Origin of the sequence: Aliikangiella sp. G2MR2-5, from assembly GCF_015687155.1 — a bacterium.
In the GTDB taxonomy this organism is placed as follows: domain Bacteria; phylum Pseudomonadota; class Gammaproteobacteria; order Enterobacterales; family Kangiellaceae; genus Aliikangiella.
Window position 1 is genome coordinate 287,661 of the sequence record NZ_JADPQF010000002.1, and the last position, 14,094, is coordinate 301,754.

General features: G+C 43.5%; 15 protein-coding genes. 11 read left to right on the plus strand and 4 right to left on the minus strand.

The window, feature by feature from the left end; translation table 11 throughout:
• Window positions 1-2: 2 nt before the first annotated feature.
• A complete protein-coding gene (locus IYN84_RS08635) occupies window positions 3-707 on the plus strand; it encodes a hypothetical protein (protein WP_196138806.1) in 705 nt (234 codons plus the stop codon).
• A gap of 87 nt (window positions 708-794) precedes the next feature.
• On the opposite strand, the gene IYN84_RS08640 is transcribed toward IYN84_RS08635, so the two are convergent.
• The 4 genes from IYN84_RS08640 to folP form a co-directional block, all read right to left on the minus strand.
• A complete protein-coding gene (locus IYN84_RS08640) occupies window positions 795-3,671 on the minus strand; it encodes a pitrilysin family protein (protein WP_196138807.1) in 2,877 nt (958 codons plus the stop codon).
• A gap of 415 nt (window positions 3,672-4,086) precedes the next feature.
• Window positions 4,087-4,500 carry a CBS domain-containing protein gene (locus IYN84_RS08645; RefSeq protein WP_196138808.1) on the minus strand — a complete coding sequence of 138 codons (414 nt, stop codon included), beginning with the start codon at window positions 4,498-4,500 and terminating at the stop codon, window positions 4,087-4,089.
• Between the two features lie 60 nt (window positions 4,501-4,560).
• Window positions 4,561-5,898, minus strand: coding sequence for a phosphoglucosamine mutase (gene glmM, locus IYN84_RS08650; RefSeq protein ID WP_196138809.1), 1,338 nt, complete (start codon window positions 5,896-5,898; stop codon window positions 4,561-4,563).
• 65 nt (window positions 5,899-5,963) lie between these two features.
• Window positions 5,964-6,782, minus strand: a complete 819-nt coding sequence (gene folP / locus IYN84_RS08655; protein WP_246722756.1) for a dihydropteroate synthase — start codon at window positions 6,780-6,782, stop codon at window positions 5,964-5,966.
• A gap of 198 nt (window positions 6,783-6,980) precedes the next feature.
• Between folP and ubiE the strand changes: the two genes are divergently transcribed.
• From ubiE to pyrE, 10 genes are all read left to right on the plus strand, one after another.
• Window positions 6,981-7,772 (plus strand): bifunctional demethylmenaquinone methyltransferase/2-methoxy-6-polyprenyl-1,4-benzoquinol methylase UbiE, encoded by a 792-nt coding sequence (gene ubiE, locus IYN84_RS08660; RefSeq protein WP_196138810.1) that lies wholly within the window; start codon window positions 6,981-6,983, stop codon window positions 7,770-7,772.
• Between the two features lie 74 nt (window positions 7,773-7,846).
• Complete coding sequence (locus tag IYN84_RS08665) at window positions 7,847-8,455, plus strand: SCP2 domain-containing protein (RefSeq protein WP_196138811.1); 609 nt, start codon at window positions 7,847-7,849, stop codon at window positions 8,453-8,455.
• Complete coding sequence (gene ubiB / locus IYN84_RS08670) at window positions 8,452-10,089, plus strand: ubiquinone biosynthesis regulatory protein kinase UbiB (protein ID WP_196138812.1); 1,638 nt, start codon at window positions 8,452-8,454, stop codon at window positions 10,087-10,089. The genes IYN84_RS08665 and ubiB overlap by 4 nt, the downstream gene beginning before the upstream one ends.
• Window positions 10,090-10,118: 29 nt before the next feature.
• Window positions 10,119-10,454 carry a histidine triad nucleotide-binding protein gene (locus IYN84_RS08675; RefSeq protein WP_196138813.1) on the plus strand — a complete coding sequence of 112 codons (336 nt, stop codon included), beginning with the start codon at window positions 10,119-10,121 and terminating at the stop codon, window positions 10,452-10,454.
• A 77-nt stretch (window positions 10,455-10,531) separates the two neighbouring features.
• Window positions 10,532-10,753, plus strand: coding sequence for a Sec-independent protein translocase subunit TatA (gene tatA, locus IYN84_RS08680; RefSeq protein WP_196138814.1), 222 nt, complete (start codon window positions 10,532-10,534; stop codon window positions 10,751-10,753).
• A gap of 30 nt (window positions 10,754-10,783) precedes the next feature.
• Window positions 10,784-11,164: a Sec-independent protein translocase protein TatB gene (gene tatB, locus IYN84_RS08685; RefSeq protein ID WP_196138815.1), complete on the plus strand. Its 381-nt coding sequence runs from the start codon at window positions 10,784-10,786 to the stop codon at window positions 11,162-11,164.
• Entirely contained in the window at window positions 11,164-11,946 is a 783-nt protein-coding gene (gene tatC / locus IYN84_RS08690) for a twin-arginine translocase subunit TatC (RefSeq protein WP_196138816.1), read from the plus strand. The genes tatB and tatC overlap by 1 nt, the downstream gene beginning before the upstream one ends.
• A 1-nt stretch (window position 11,947) precedes the next feature.
• Complete coding sequence (locus IYN84_RS08695) at window positions 11,948-12,484, plus strand: hypothetical protein (RefSeq protein WP_196138817.1); 537 nt, start codon at window positions 11,948-11,950, stop codon at window positions 12,482-12,484.
• A gap of 89 nt (window positions 12,485-12,573) precedes the next feature.
• Window positions 12,574-13,290: a YdcF family protein gene (locus tag IYN84_RS08700; RefSeq protein WP_196138818.1), complete on the plus strand. Its 717-nt coding sequence runs from the start codon at window positions 12,574-12,576 to the stop codon at window positions 13,288-13,290.
• 129 nt (window positions 13,291-13,419) lie between these two features.
• Window positions 13,420-14,064, plus strand: a complete 645-nt coding sequence (gene pyrE, locus IYN84_RS08705) for an orotate phosphoribosyltransferase (protein ID WP_196138819.1) — start codon at window positions 13,420-13,422, stop codon at window positions 14,062-14,064.
• Window positions 14,065-14,094 lie beyond the last annotated feature (30 nt).

Consider the following 14,094-nt stretch of genomic DNA (forward strand, 5'->3'; position numbering starts at 1 on the left):
TAATGTTCGGCCCATTACTTTCAACCAATAACAGCCCCAAAGGACCAAACTTAAAGTATTTGGAATCGTTGGAGTTTGACCTTTCTGGCAATCGGCTTTCGCTTGCAGTGCCTAATGGTAATTGGAAACAACTTCCTAACCTTCAAGGTGATATTGAGTTACAGACTAATTTATATGATGACTCTCAATTCAATAGATTCAAAAAGAATGATAATGACACTTCAAAAATAATTTTTGATCGCTTTTATAATTACTCCACCTTTATGCACCCTAACTTGGGTACTCTGCACCTAATCATGCAAATAGTAAGAATCATTAAGCCAAATATTAATCTGTTTAGTGCGGAACAACTTCGAGAAGAAGTCAAAGCTCGAGTCGAGTCAATTTGTGAAGAGTCAAATAAAGATCAAGATGATGAGTTTTTACTAAAACAACCTTCAAAAAACTATCAGCTAGAAAGTTTGGGGTGTGAGGAGTTTTTAACTTACCAAATAAACCATTACTCTTCATTTGATCCTTACTATGCAATCCCTCTAACTTCAGAGCACTTTATCACCTTTGGTTTCCATTATTCGGTCAATATGAAAAGAGATGGCGAGCCTCCCTGGTACCTAATGGCAAGAAATCTAGAAAAGCAAATCATGCAATCAGTAAAGCTGGAACTAACGGAAACTTTTCAGCAGGAAAAAGAAGCGGCTAATGGTTAATTAGTCGTAATACATTAACACCACTAACCGCAATTCTACCCTCCCCTCGAATTAGGGGAGGAAGAGTTTTTACTATCTTATTCAGACCTAGTTAAACACCTTATCAATTGGCACAACTTTAATCTGCTTCGCTTTTAACTTCAGTGGATACTTGGCAATGATTTTATCTTCATTCAAAATCTCCGCAGGCTTTTCACTGTTATAAGTCATCGGTGATTCAGCTTCACTACTCAAGCGCTGCTTCATCGCTTTTGCATCTTTGGTAATAAAGACAAAGTGAACATTATCCAGTTGCAAATGCTTTTTAATCACCGCGTTAACTTGCTCAAGGGTCAGTTCACTCAAACCTTTTCTCACATAGTCAACAAACTCATCGGTACCGTAAAAAGCCGAATCAACCGAACTGCCCAGAATACGACTCTGACTATCGACCAGTTGCGGCGCATAGTTTTTCAGGAAGTTTCGGGTCGACTCAAACTGCTCCTGAGTAAGACCATTTTCGATCAACTTCTCCATTTCCCAAACCGCAGTACGCGTCGCAAAGTGAGCGTCGTTTTCAGTTCGTAATGGTCGAATCCAAACCTGGAAAATTTGCTCGGAACGCGGCACGTTAATGGTCGGCTTGGTACGGAACATACCACCGGGGAAATATTCGATATAGGCGTAATCACCGTAGTTCATGCCACGAGCCTGACGAATTTTCTGGTACAGGTAAGAGTTACTGTTTCTGTGCTCACCTAACCAGGAACGAACCAGCCATAATGCAACCCAGTCCTTGTCACCGCGCTTAAGGTCAATCGGAAAACCGAAAGAAACCGCAGTCGACATGGTGTTCTTTTCAACGATAGTCGCGTGACGACCTTTCAGCTTCGGCGCATCCGCAATCGACTGACTAGCGGCTTCACCTTTCGGCAAATTTTCCATATCAGCCAGCAATTGGTTTTTAAACGCGTCGGAATAATTTCCGGCGATAGCAACAGTTAAATTCTGCTGAGTTAATTGTGCCTGATAGAAAGCCTTAACATCGTCCAGCGTCAGCTTCTTGATATCGGCAACATGGCCTGAATTTAAACTGCCATATGGATGACCTTTATATAAAGCTTCGTAGAGAACTTCCTTACCCAGTTCTTCATCGTTGCTTGATTTCAGGCTGTTCTCGATACTGTTGATCAGCTGGTCTTTTAATCGTTTAAAGTCGTCTTCTCTAAAGCCGGGCTGTAAAAGCTGTTCGCTGACCAGCGCGTACCATTTATCCAGGTTATCCTTGTGCACGTTGCCGCGGAAAACCAGCATTTCCTTATCTACGCTACCACCAAAACCAGCTGCTAGTGGATACATGGCTTTTTGAATATCGTTGTAAGTATGCGAAACACTACCGCCACCACTGATCATCATTGAAGTCAGCGCTGCCAGACCTTTCTTACCTTCTGGATCCTGGGCTGCCCCCGTGGCAAACCACCAGGTAATGTCGATCAGATCTGAACTGGTCGGCTTGAGTAGAGATTTGATTGCACTCTTATCTGCAGACTTTTTCATCTGGCTAGGCGCATCAAGACTTACTTCTGGATCAAAGCCATCGAGCTTTTCGGCCGGAGACATAGTTACCATGGTAAGATTTTTATCGACAAAATACTTGGCCGTAAACTTTCTGATATCTTCCGGTGTGATAGTCGCCGAAGTCTGGTAAAGACGGTTCAAAAACTCCGGATCTCTTTCAAAGTGAACATAGCTTGCTAGCGTATCGGCAATACTTCCGGTCGAGTCCAGGGTACGGGCAAAAGAATATTTAACATTATTTTTAATATCCTCAAGCTTTTTGCTGTCGACCAACTGAGTTCGTGCTTTTACCAGCGTATCAGTGATCGCCTGCTTAACATCATTGGCAAATTTGGCATCTTTAAGTTGCGCATAGATGTAAAAAAGTTGCGGGTCTTTGCGGTCAGGGAAGTAGGCACCGACTGATTGTACTAGCTGTCGATCCATCACCAGATCTTTGTACAAATCTGATGAGCGAGAGAAATAGGCTTCGCTCATTAAATCCAGCGCAGGCTTATCTTTCTTTTCTTCATCCAGAGCTGGCGCTCTGAAGGCCATGGTTAAATAGGTGTTCGGTGTTTTTTCAAAATGAATGTGCTCATAAAGCTGTTTTTGCTGTGGCGGCTCACTTGGAATTGAGACATTATTTTCAGCTCTTTTCCAAACACCCCAATACTTTTTCACCCACTCGGCGGTTTGCTTCACATCAACATCACCGACCACGATCACGCTGGCAAACTGTGGCGTGTACCAACGTTTAAAAAAGGTTTTGGCATACTCAAACTGGTTTGGCATATCTTCGATATCGCGCAAGAAGCCCATAGTTGTATGCTTGTAGGTATGTTTTTGGAAAGCTTTATCACGGATCCCTTCAAACATTTTACGGAAAGGGCTTGATGAATTCTTCAAGTACTCTCCTTTTACCGCCAGCGCTTCAGTTCGAAATTCCGCTTCGCTGTAATGCAAGTTCTGAAAGCGATCGGCTTCCAACATCAGCATTTCTTCCAGATGTTCTTTCGGGAAAGCGATATGGTAATTGGTCAGGTCATCGCTGGTGTAAGCGTTGCCATCAACACCGGCGTTTTTCAAACGCTTGCTGTATTCTTCCTGCGGGTAATTTTTGGTGCCTTTGAACATCATGTGCTCGAAGAAATGAGCGAAGCCGGATTTGCCTTCCTCGACTTCATTACGAGATCCGGTTTGCATCGGGATGTGCAGTGAAACCAGATCCGGATAGTCTGTCTTGACGACAATGACTTTAAGGCCGTTATCCAGAGTTTCCATGTGGTAAGGCAGATTAAAAATCTTTTCCTGTGACTGTGCGGGCGTATCCACCTTGGTCTGGGTAGAGGCGCAGCCTAGCAAAAGTCCACTCATTAACCCGAAAGTAAGGGTTTTGAGCAAGTTTGAGCGTCGCGAAAGTTTCATCATTGAGACCTTTGAATTATAGATTGTTATGTTAAAACATCGAATCGGCAGGAGAGCCAGTCGTTAACAAATCAAAATCGTTAACAAATCCAGTCGTCAAGAAATCATATAGCTAATGCCTGTATCACTTCTCAGCATCGATTCTATGGCAATCTGCGGTTTAACCCAACAATATAGAGGATTGCTGTTTTAATTTTCAACCATATTGGCGTTTAAAAAGTTACCAAGTGTAAATAGGCCGAATCTGAAAGCGGGTTTCATCCAATATTTGAGTTTGGACAAGCAGGGAATAGCCACTTGCAGGCAATCAATAGTCAATATTAAAGTCAGGCGTGTTTGCAATATTTGCAGTGTTATCAGACTTCCGTACTTCCTCTGGCCACTTGCGACCAGAGGAAGCAGGTTAAGATGCAACTTACTTTGCGGGATGAGTTTGGCTGATTCGGCAAAATGCGTTTAAAACGCTTTGCCGCGAGATCATGCCAACCAGAACATCTTTCTCTACAACAGGATACATACGAACCCCGTCTTTCAAAAAGCGTTCAGCAACATCAGTAATATTTTCAGAAGGATGAACAGTCTTTAAATCTTTTGACATTCGATCTTCCACCAGATCTCCATAGTCCTGATTGTAAACTGCACTTAATACTGTGTGGAGGCAGTCCTTTTCGGACAAATATCCAACCAGTCGATTATGACTATCCAAAACCGGTGCGCCAGACAAACGATATTCGAGTAACGTTTGCGCAGCCTCAACAATATCGACCTCTGGACGAAGAGTGATCATTGCTGAAGTCATATAATCTTTTACAGTGACTGAACTTAACATAGGCTCTCCTGTTTAATTATTCTTTTACTCTTCTTTTACTCTTTAATCATAGCCAAGCAATTAAAGGTTTGCTTCAACCACCTTCGCCAGCTGATTAGCCAGGGTTTCTACTTGCGTAGCATTTTCTCCCTCGACCATCACTCTAATTAAAGGCTCGGTGCCAGAAGCTCTCAATAGCACTCTGCCAGTATTGCCCAGTTCAGCTTCCACTTCCTTGACCGCGCTCACTATAACATCACTTTTCATAGGGTCACATTTTTCAGATATTTTCACATTGACCATTGTCTGTGGCATTTTGGTCATTCCGCCTTTGAGTTCGGCCAAAGTCTTCTCTTCAGCAGCCATCACTGCCAGAACTTGAAGTGCCGAAATAATGCCGTCACCGGTAGTATTTTTATCCAGGCACACCAGATGTCCGGAAGATTCACCACCATACTTCCAGTCATTTTCAGCTAACAGCTCCATAACGTAGCGGTCACCAACCTTAGCCCTTAAAAATGGAATATTGTCTGCTTCAAAAGCTTTTTCCAGCCCAAAGTTGGACATTAAGGTCCCAACAACGCCACCGCCAAGAACGCCTCGCTTGTCGGCATCTTTAGCAATGATATAGAGTAGCTCATCTCCGTCCACCACTTCGCCAGTATGATCCACCATCATGATGCGATCGGCATCACCATCCAGTGCCAGGCCAAGATCAGCACCATTTGCAACAACGACTTTAGAAAGAGCGGTCAGGTCGGTCGCTCCACAGCCTTTGTTGATATTCAGGCCATCAGGCTGATTAAAAATGGGTTGAACATCGGCTCCCAACTCACGAAACACTTTAGGTGCTATAGAGTAAGCCGCACCGTTAGCACAATCGACGACTATTTTTAGCCCCTCCAGCGAAAGTACCGTTGGAACACTCGCCTTGCAATATTCGATATAACGACCAGATGCAGTCTTTACTATGTTTGCTTTCCCCAATTTATCGGCCGACACTGTGGTCATTTCTTGATCAAGCTGATGTTCAATCTCCAATTCGACTTCGTCCGGCAGCTTATATCCATCATGAGAAAAGAACTTGATACCATTATCAAGATAGGAGTTGTGCGAAGCAGAAATCACAATACCTGCCGCAGCTCGGAATGTTCGGGTCATATAGGCAATCCCGGGAGTAGGCATTGGCCCCAATAGTTGAACATTCATACCGGCGGCAATAATCCCTGACTCCAGCGCTGATTCAAACATATAACCTGATATTCGCGTGTCTTTGCCGATGACAATACGGTCTCGTCGACTATTTCCTAGAACCTTGCCCACAGCCCAGCCAAGTTTCATGACAAATTCAGGGGTTATTGGGTAATCTCCGACTTTTCCTCGAATACCATCGGTACCAAAATATTTTCTTGCGGACATCTATGTCTCCTGGGTTTACAACTTCTTAATTGATTAAGTGAAAACAGATAGCCTTATAGTTTTCACTAGTTGGCGGACAAGGCCGCCAGATATACGTTTCTTACATCTACAGTTTCTTTCACATCGTGAACGCGGATGATTTTTGCGCCATTTTGCATTGCTATTAAAGCGACAGCCAGGCTCGCAGCCAGACGCTCATTGACATCTTTTCCGGTAATTTGTCCAAGCATCGATTTACGCGACATACCAGCTAAAACCGGGACTCCTAACTTTTCGAGATGCGACAAATTATTCAACAGGGAGAGATTATGCGCCAAACTCTTACCAAATCCAAACCCCGGATCAACACAAATTAAATCTTTGTCGATTCCTTTTGCCGTGCATGCTGTGATTCTTTTCGCCAAAAAGTCAGCCACTTCTTCAACAACATCAATATACTCCGGGTTATTCTGCATCGTTCTCGGCTGCCCCTGCATATGCATTAAGCATACCGGACAACCCAACTCGGCAACAGCATCTATTGCGCCATTTTCCTGAAGTGCGCGTACGTCGTTAACCATGTGTGCCCCGGCATTAATGGCTGCCCGCATTACTTCAGGTTTGCTGGTGTCGATTGAAATAGGGACTCCCAGAGGTGCAATTTTTTCAATTAAAGGAACCACCCTTTTCAGCTCTTCATCAAGCTCAACTTCACTAGCTCCAGGACGAGTTGATTCACCGCCAATATCGATAATATCCACTCCTTCTTCGATCATTTGTAGCGCTCGCTTGGCAGCCAGATCCAGGTGGTGATATTTTGCGCCATCCGAAAAAGAGTCCGGAGTGACATTTAAAACCCCCATCACCAAGGGTGTAGGAGCAGATAGTAAAGATGACTTTGACAAGCTTAATTACTTTAATTAAATGGAAAACAGGTGCTCATTATCGCAAAAAGGCCTTTCGCTTGGTAGTAGCAAGGGTTTCAAAACTCAAGACTCTGGATCTGGATCAAGCAGGCGTCGGGAATTAGGCTGACCTGTGGATAAACACTTGGTATACTCGCTATCAGAGATTATCAATTTTTTTCAAGCGCTTATATAATCATGCCAGATACCACTCAATCAACCGCTCAGCAGCCAGAAACAAACACTCAGGCTGATTCGACCCATTTTGGATTTCAGCAGGTGCCTACCTCAGAAAAACAGAAGAAGGTTGCAGAAGTATTCCACTCGGTAGCCAAGCAGTATGACATCATGAATGACCTGATGTCTGGAGGCATCCATCGCCTATGGAAGCGCTTTACCATAGAAATGAGCGGAGTACGCGAAGGCCATAAGGTACTTGACCTCGCTGGTGGTACCGGTGATTTAACTGCCCTCTTTTCTCCTCGTGTAGGAGAAAGTGGACATGTGACCCTGGCAGATATCAACAGTTCCATGTTGAAAGTCGGACGCGATCGACTGCTCGACAAAGGGCTTAGCGGAAACATCGACTTCGCTCAGGTGAATGCCGAATGCCTGCCATTTGCAGACAATACCTTTGACTGCATTACCATCGCTTTTGGACTGAGAAATGTTACTGATAAACAAAAAGCCTTAGCTTCCATGTTTCGCGTTCTAAAACCCGGAGGACGATTGTTGGTTTTAGAGTTTTCCAAGCCTACCAATCCGGTACTCAGTAAAGTATATGATGAATATTCATTTCGGGTACTTCCGAAAATAGGTCAATGGGTTACAGGTGATCCTGACAGCTATCAATATTTAGCTGAGTCGATTCGTATGCACCCCGATCAGGAAACCTTAAAATCCATGTTTGCCAAAGCCGGATTCGAAGATAACGAATTCCATAACTTAACAGGTGGTATAGTTGCTCTTCATCGCGGCTTCAAATACTAACCAATAGATATGAGCATACTTCTGGATTGAAAATACTTCTGGATTGAGCATACTTCTAGATTGAGAATACACTGATGATTCCTGTTAACCGTATAACTTCGGCTTTGGCCGAACAGATTGGAAATAGAATTCTGGCTTTGGACTGCGAAGCGGCAAGTCAGTTGGAGCAGTTTGCAGGAAAAACTATTCATCTCGAAATTAGCGATCTTGGGCTGCAATATTATCTGCGGTTTCCTAATGGAACAATGGTGATCACTGAATCTAGCACTCAGCCGGTTTCTGCTTCAATAAGCGGTAAGGCTTCAGCTTTTCTTGGCGCTGCGACAGCGGATCATTCCGGCGATTCGATTTTTACTGGCGATCTTCATTTTTCCGGAGAAATCAAAACTGCGCAACGATTTCAGAAGTTGCTCGAAGGCCTTGATCCTGACTGGCAAAAACCGATTGCCGATAAACTTGGCGATGAAATTAGCGCACTGGTATCAAGAGGTGTGTCACAACTTCACAACCTGGTACAAAATGCGATTGTTCAAACAAAGCAGGATATCCCCGAGTACTTGCAGGAAGAAATCAAGGTCACGCCGGGTAAATATGAGATCGGAGCATTTTTTGAAGAAGTCGATAACATACGAAGCCAGGTTGATCGACTCGCCGCCAGAATAACGAGACTAAAAAACAAATGACCAGCCTGCTTACCTTACGCCGTGCTTTCGTCATCAATCGAACTCTGATTCGACACGGATTAGAAGAGTTTTTAGCACCAACCCCATTATCCCGACTAACGGGCTTAATGAAGCTATTTGCCCTGTCCAGCAACAAAAACAGGAAGCTCAATCGAGGTCAAAGACTCAATCAGGCGCTTACCGAGTTGGGTCCTATTTTCATTAAGCTCGGCCAGATGCTTTCCACACGACGAGACCTGCTCCCCGATGATATTGCCGAGGAACTATCAAAACTCCAGGACAAGGTTGCCCCGTTCGACTCTCAGTTGGCGCTAGATATTGTCGAGAGACAGCTGGGTGCACCGATTAACTCTATTTTTAGTGCATTTGAGCCCAAGCCTCTCGCTTCTGCCTCGGTCGCTCAAGTCCACAGTGCAAGGCTATTAAGCGGTGAAGAGGTCGTGGTGAAAATTATTCGGCCGGGAATAAAAAAGAAAATTGTCGCCGACTTGAAACTTCTCCATCTGCTTGCCGGATGGTTTGAGAAATATTCGTCTACTGGACGCAGGTTACATGCAAGAACCATTATCAGGGATTATCAGACAACCCTGTTTAATGAGCTGGACTTAAGAATCGAAGCAGCAAATACCAGTCAGCTAAAACGTAACTTTGAAAATAACTCAATCTTATATGTGCCGCAAGTTCATTGGGACCTTTGCCAAAAGCGAGTAATGGTTCAGGAAAAAATTCATGGAATTCCAATTGGGAATATTGACGAGCTTGATAGAGCCGAGGTTGATAGAAAATTATTGGCTCATCGCGGCGTCGAAATATTCTTTACCCAGGTATTCAAGCACAGCTACTTTCACGCAGATATGCATCCAGGCAACATCTTTGTGGATGCAGAAAATCCCGCAGATCCCAAATATATAGGGATCGATTGTGGCATCATGGGGACTCTCAATGAGTCTGACAAGCGTTATCTGGCACAGAATTTCGTTGCATTTTTTAATCGAGACTATCGTCGTATCGCTGAGCTACATGTTGATTCAGGCTGGGTCAGGCAAGACGTTTCCATCGAAGAGTTTGAATCAGCCATCCGCACTGCCTGTGAGCCTATTTTCGGAAAGCCGCTGGACGAAATTTCTTTTGGTCACTTTCTGGTTCAACTCTTCCAAACTGCACGACGTTTTGAAATGGAAGTACAGCCTCAACTGGTATTATTGCAAAAAACCCTGCTCTACATCGAAGGTCTGGGCAGACAGTTATATCCCAAACTTGACCTTTGGCAAACCGCACAACCATTTTTAAAAAGCTGGTTAGCCGAGGCCTATGGGCCGGTAGCAGTATGGAACAAAATCAAGCAGAAAGCCCCGCAGTGGTTCGAACAACTTCCAGAAATGCCTGACAAGTTAAGCCACTTTTTAGATACCGCCAAGAGTAGAGTAGAGCAACAACAAAAACTACAAAATAGGTTGACCGAACTTAAGAATGCTCAAAAAGAGTCCGCTCAAAAGATAAGTCTTTCTATACTGGGTGCGACAATAGCCCTAATTTGGACTTTTGGTATAACAAATATAACAGATAATCAATGGCTTAGTGTGGGCCTGCTCGGCTTGTCAATTACCTGTTTTGTGGTATCTTTCAAAAAATAAAGGTTCCCCCATAGCTCAAGGAGACCCCTGTGGACGACTGTTTATTCTGTAAAATCGAACGAAATGAAATACCTTCAGAGCGCGTCTATGAAGACGATGACGTTTTTGTTATCAGGGATATTGCCCCAAAAGCCGATACCCACCTACTGGTGATTCCGCGTAAACATATTGCAAGCCTCAATAATTTGTTACCAGAAGATGAGGGTCTGATGGGTAAAATCATGCTATTGTTACCGAAACTTGCGAAGGATCAAGGCTTGGACTCGGGCTTTAGAACCATAATTAACACTGAGCGTGGTGGTGGCCAGGAAATATTTCATATTCACTTCCACATATTGGGCGGCGGTCACCTTCCGTTCGCGTAATTAACTTAATAGACCTTAAAGGGACGAGATATTAAACGTCTCCAGGTCAACAAAATGACTACATAGAGAGAACCATTATGGGTATCAGTATTTGGCAATTGCTCATTATTTTATTGATTGTTATTTTACTTTTCGGCACAAAAAGACTAAAAAATATCGGCTCAGATCTTGGTGGAGCTCTTAAGGGTTTCAAAAAAGCAGTTAACGACGAAGAAGCTAAGCAAGCCAATATCGAACAAAAGTCTGAGGACAATGTTGTTGAAGGCGAAGTCATAAAAGAAAAAGAAAAATCTGAGTAATCTGTAACCACTTCAGAAAGATAAATTACGATGTTTGATATGGGTTTTCTTGAGTTACTAGTTGTTGGTGTGATTGCATTGATAGTGCTTGGTCCTGAACGCTTACCCAAGGCCGCTAGAACTGTCGGTATGTGGGTTGGGAAAGCTAAACAGAGCTTCAACTCTATCAAGACAGAAATTGATAGGGAACTCAAAGTACAGGAATTACAGCAACAAATAAAAGAACAACAGGAACACCTGAAGCAAGGGCTTGGAGCAAATGAACTTCAAGAGTCTTTAAATGAAACCCAAAGCGCAATAAATTCGCTGGCGGGAACTGCAGAAGAGTCCTTGAATCAAACAATTAATCTTGATGTAACCTCCAAAAAATCAAGTAAGCCGGTCAACTCGGATAATTCAAATAATAGCTAATGACAGAACAATTGGACGCCCAGGATCAAATTTCTCAACAATCAGAGATGTCACTTTTAGGTCACCTTCTAGAACTGCGCGATCGTCTTTTAAGATGCGTTGTCGCGATACTAGTCGTCTTTCTTGGCATGTTCTATTGGGCAAATGATATCTACTTATTACTGGCAGAGCCATTGCGCGAAAGATTACCTGAAAACTCATCTATGATAGCTACCGATATAGTAGCCCCGTTTTTAACACCGTTTAAAATGACGGCAATACTGGCTGTATTTGTCGCTATGCCCTACATACTGCACCAGGTCTGGGCATTTATATCACCAGGACTTTACCGTCATGAAAAGCGCTTCGCATTTCCGCTTCTTTTTTCCAGTATAGTATTGTTTTATTGTGGCCTTGCTTTTGCCTACTTCGTGGTTTTTCCACTCGCCTGGGCCTTTTTAACGGCCGCAGGTCCTGAAGGGGTGCAAGTTCTACCGGACATTAGCAGCTATCTTAGTATCGTTCTAAAGATGTTTTTTGCATTCGGGGTGGCTTTTGAAATCCCGGTTGCTACAGTACTTCTAGTCTGGTCAGGCTTAACTACAGTCGAAAGTCTGCGTGAAAAAAGACCATATGTTATTGTCGGGGTTTTCGTAATTGGCATGTTACTCACTCCCCCCGATGTCATTTCTCAAGTTCTACTTGCTATCCCTATGTGGATTCTTTTCGAAATGGGAATTTTCTTCTCCCAGCTTGGTCCAAAAAGAGAAAAAAGTCAGAGTGATTTTAATGGTGGAAAATAAAATGAAAAAAGCGCTTGTTTTAATTATGGGTATTATCAGCCTACCGGTATTAGCCGGGGTTAACGATGATATTGCTCGCTGCTCAGCAATTGAAAGTGACTCTGATAGACTTGATTGTTATGACACAGTTGCAAGCTATTACAAAAAGCAGCGCAATGAAAAACTAGTAAAGCCAACAACCTCATTGCCTTCCAAAGCCTCGCCTTTGCCCCCTCAAGAAGCAAAAATTGCAGGGAAAGAGGTAACCCAAACGCAGAGTCCCAGAGCTCTAAGCGGTGAAGATGCCTTTGGCAAAAGTGTCGCTGAAATAAGTCAAATGGAATCTTTGGAAAGCCGAATTATTGGAGAGTTTAAAGGCTGGAAAAAAGGCGCCGTACTTACACTGGAAAATGGACAAAAGTGGAAAGTCATGAATTCGCGAAGTGGCTATGTCAAACTAGATAATCCAAAAGTCACTATAAGCAGGGGGGTTTTCGGCTCATTTGATATGGAAATTGAAGGCCTAAATGCCAAAGGCAAAGTTAAACGTATCGATTAGGTAACCGTTTACGGAATAGAGCCTTGGATAACTCATCGACGATCAGTCATATCTTTTCTTTGTTGTTGCTCCCGCCTGGGAGCAACTTTTTGCTTATATTTTTAGCATTACTACTTCTTAGAAAATTCAAGTGGACAGCAATCACTCTTTGTTTTGTATCACTGTCATCTCTTTTAGTATTTAGCCTGCCGCCAGTTGCAGCAAGTCTTATAGAGTCTTTAGAGTCATATAAAGCGCTCACTAGCGATCAGATTAGGCAATTTTCCAAAGATAGTAGCGCTAAAAGGGCAATAATCGTATTAGGCGGTGGGCGTAAAGCATTAGCGCCAGAGTATGGTGATATAGATACGGTCAATGCCGCATCACTCGAAAGGATTAGATATGCTAGTTGGCTCAGCCAGAAAACTCAGATCCCAGTCCTGGTTACCGGAGGAAGCGTCAACAATGAAGCGACCTCTGAAGCGGTATTAATGAATCAGGTAATGGCAGCAAACTTTGGTACAGCTTCACGCTGGATAGAGTCGAAAAGCAAGAATACCTGGGAAAATGCTCAATTGAGCAGCCAGCTCCTGTTTAATGAGCAAGTTGAAGAAGTCATATTGGTGACACATGCCTGGCATATGAGAAGAGCAGTCGATAACTTTCGCCAACAAGGGTTAAAAGTAATACCTGCACCGATGGGGTTCGAGACTGACTTTAGCAACCTCGACAGACCTCCTTTTATTCCTAGCAGCCGTGCGCTGGCTACTAGCTCACTCGCACTAGAAGAACGTCTTAAACTACTCTGGCTACAAATCACTCAATAGAATTCCTCATGTTAAAGGCTTATTCTTATAAATTTTGCTCCTGAGGTCTCGCTAATTTGTTGTATCGAGCTATAGAGGTTAAAATAGACGTTTCTAACCTGAAGCAACAAAAAGTTAAAGACCTCCTGTATGCAAAGTAATCAATCAACTTTTATCGAACTGGCAATCACACGTGAAGCGCTGAAATTTGGCGAGTTCACGCTTAAGTCAGGAAGAATCAGCCCATACTTTTTTAACGCCGGTTTTTTTAATCAAGGAGAAGATCTCGCTGTACTGGGCAATTGCTATGCACAGACGTTAGTAGACGCGCGAGCCGATTTCGATATGCTTTTCGGACCAGCATATAAGGGAATACCTCTAGCTGCCGCAACGGCAATTGCACTGGCAAACAACCACCAGATGAATGTTCCTTTTTGTTTCAATCGAAAAGAAGCCAAAGCTCATGGCGAAGGAGGAAGCCTGGTAGGCGCTGCGTTAAAGGGAAAAGTGATGATTGTTGATGATGTCATTACCGCAGGTACGGCCATTCGAGAGTCTATTGAAATTATTCAACAAGCCGGCGCGCAACCAGCCGGTGTGCTCATTGCTCTAGATCGGCAAGAGAAGGGCCAATCTGAACTCTCTGCGATCCAGGAAGTTGAAAAAGAATTTAAACTTCCAGTCTATGCTATTATTTCCTTAAGGGATCTTGAGGGATATATTGAAAATCAGCCGCAGCTGTCACAGTTTAGACAACCAATAGCTGACTACCGCAATCAATATGGTATTGTATAAACTCATCTACAGTGTCTTTAAAGCATACGT

Excerpts from the sequence above, each read along its gene's own strand:
- IYN84_RS08640 (WP_196138807.1), bottom strand. The coding sequence starts at position 3,671 with ATGAAACTTTCGCGACGCTCAAACTTGCTCAAAACCCTTACTTTCGGG.
- tatC (WP_196138816.1), top strand. The coding sequence starts at position 11,164 with ATGACAGAACAATTGGACGCCCAGGATCAAATTTCTCAACAATCAGAG.
- pyrE (WP_196138819.1), top strand. The coding sequence starts at position 13,420 with ATGCAAAGTAATCAATCAACTTTTATCGAACTGGCAATCACACGTGAA.
- tatB (WP_196138815.1), top strand. The coding sequence starts at position 10,784 with ATGTTTGATATGGGTTTTCTTGAGTTACTAGTTGTTGGTGTGATTGCA.
- tatA (WP_196138814.1), top strand. The coding sequence starts at position 10,532 with ATGGGTATCAGTATTTGGCAATTGCTCATTATTTTATTGATTGTTATT.
- IYN84_RS08665 (WP_196138811.1), top strand. The coding sequence starts at position 7,847 with ATGATTCCTGTTAACCGTATAACTTCGGCTTTGGCCGAACAGATTGGA.
- glmM (WP_196138809.1), bottom strand. The coding sequence starts at position 5,898 with ATGTCCGCAAGAAAATATTTTGGTACCGATGGTATTCGAGGAAAAGTC.
- ubiE (WP_196138810.1), top strand. The coding sequence starts at position 6,981 with ATGCCAGATACCACTCAATCAACCGCTCAGCAGCCAGAAACAAACACT.
- ubiB (WP_196138812.1), top strand. The coding sequence starts at position 8,452 with ATGACCAGCCTGCTTACCTTACGCCGTGCTTTCGTCATCAATCGAACT.
- IYN84_RS08695 (WP_196138817.1), top strand. The coding sequence starts at position 11,948 with ATGAAAAAAGCGCTTGTTTTAATTATGGGTATTATCAGCCTACCGGTA.
- IYN84_RS08645 (WP_196138808.1), bottom strand. The coding sequence starts at position 4,500 with ATGTTAAGTTCAGTCACTGTAAAAGATTATATGACTTCAGCAATGATC.
- IYN84_RS08635 (WP_196138806.1), top strand. The coding sequence starts at position 3 with ATGTTCGGCCCATTACTTTCAACCAATAACAGCCCCAAAGGACCAAAC.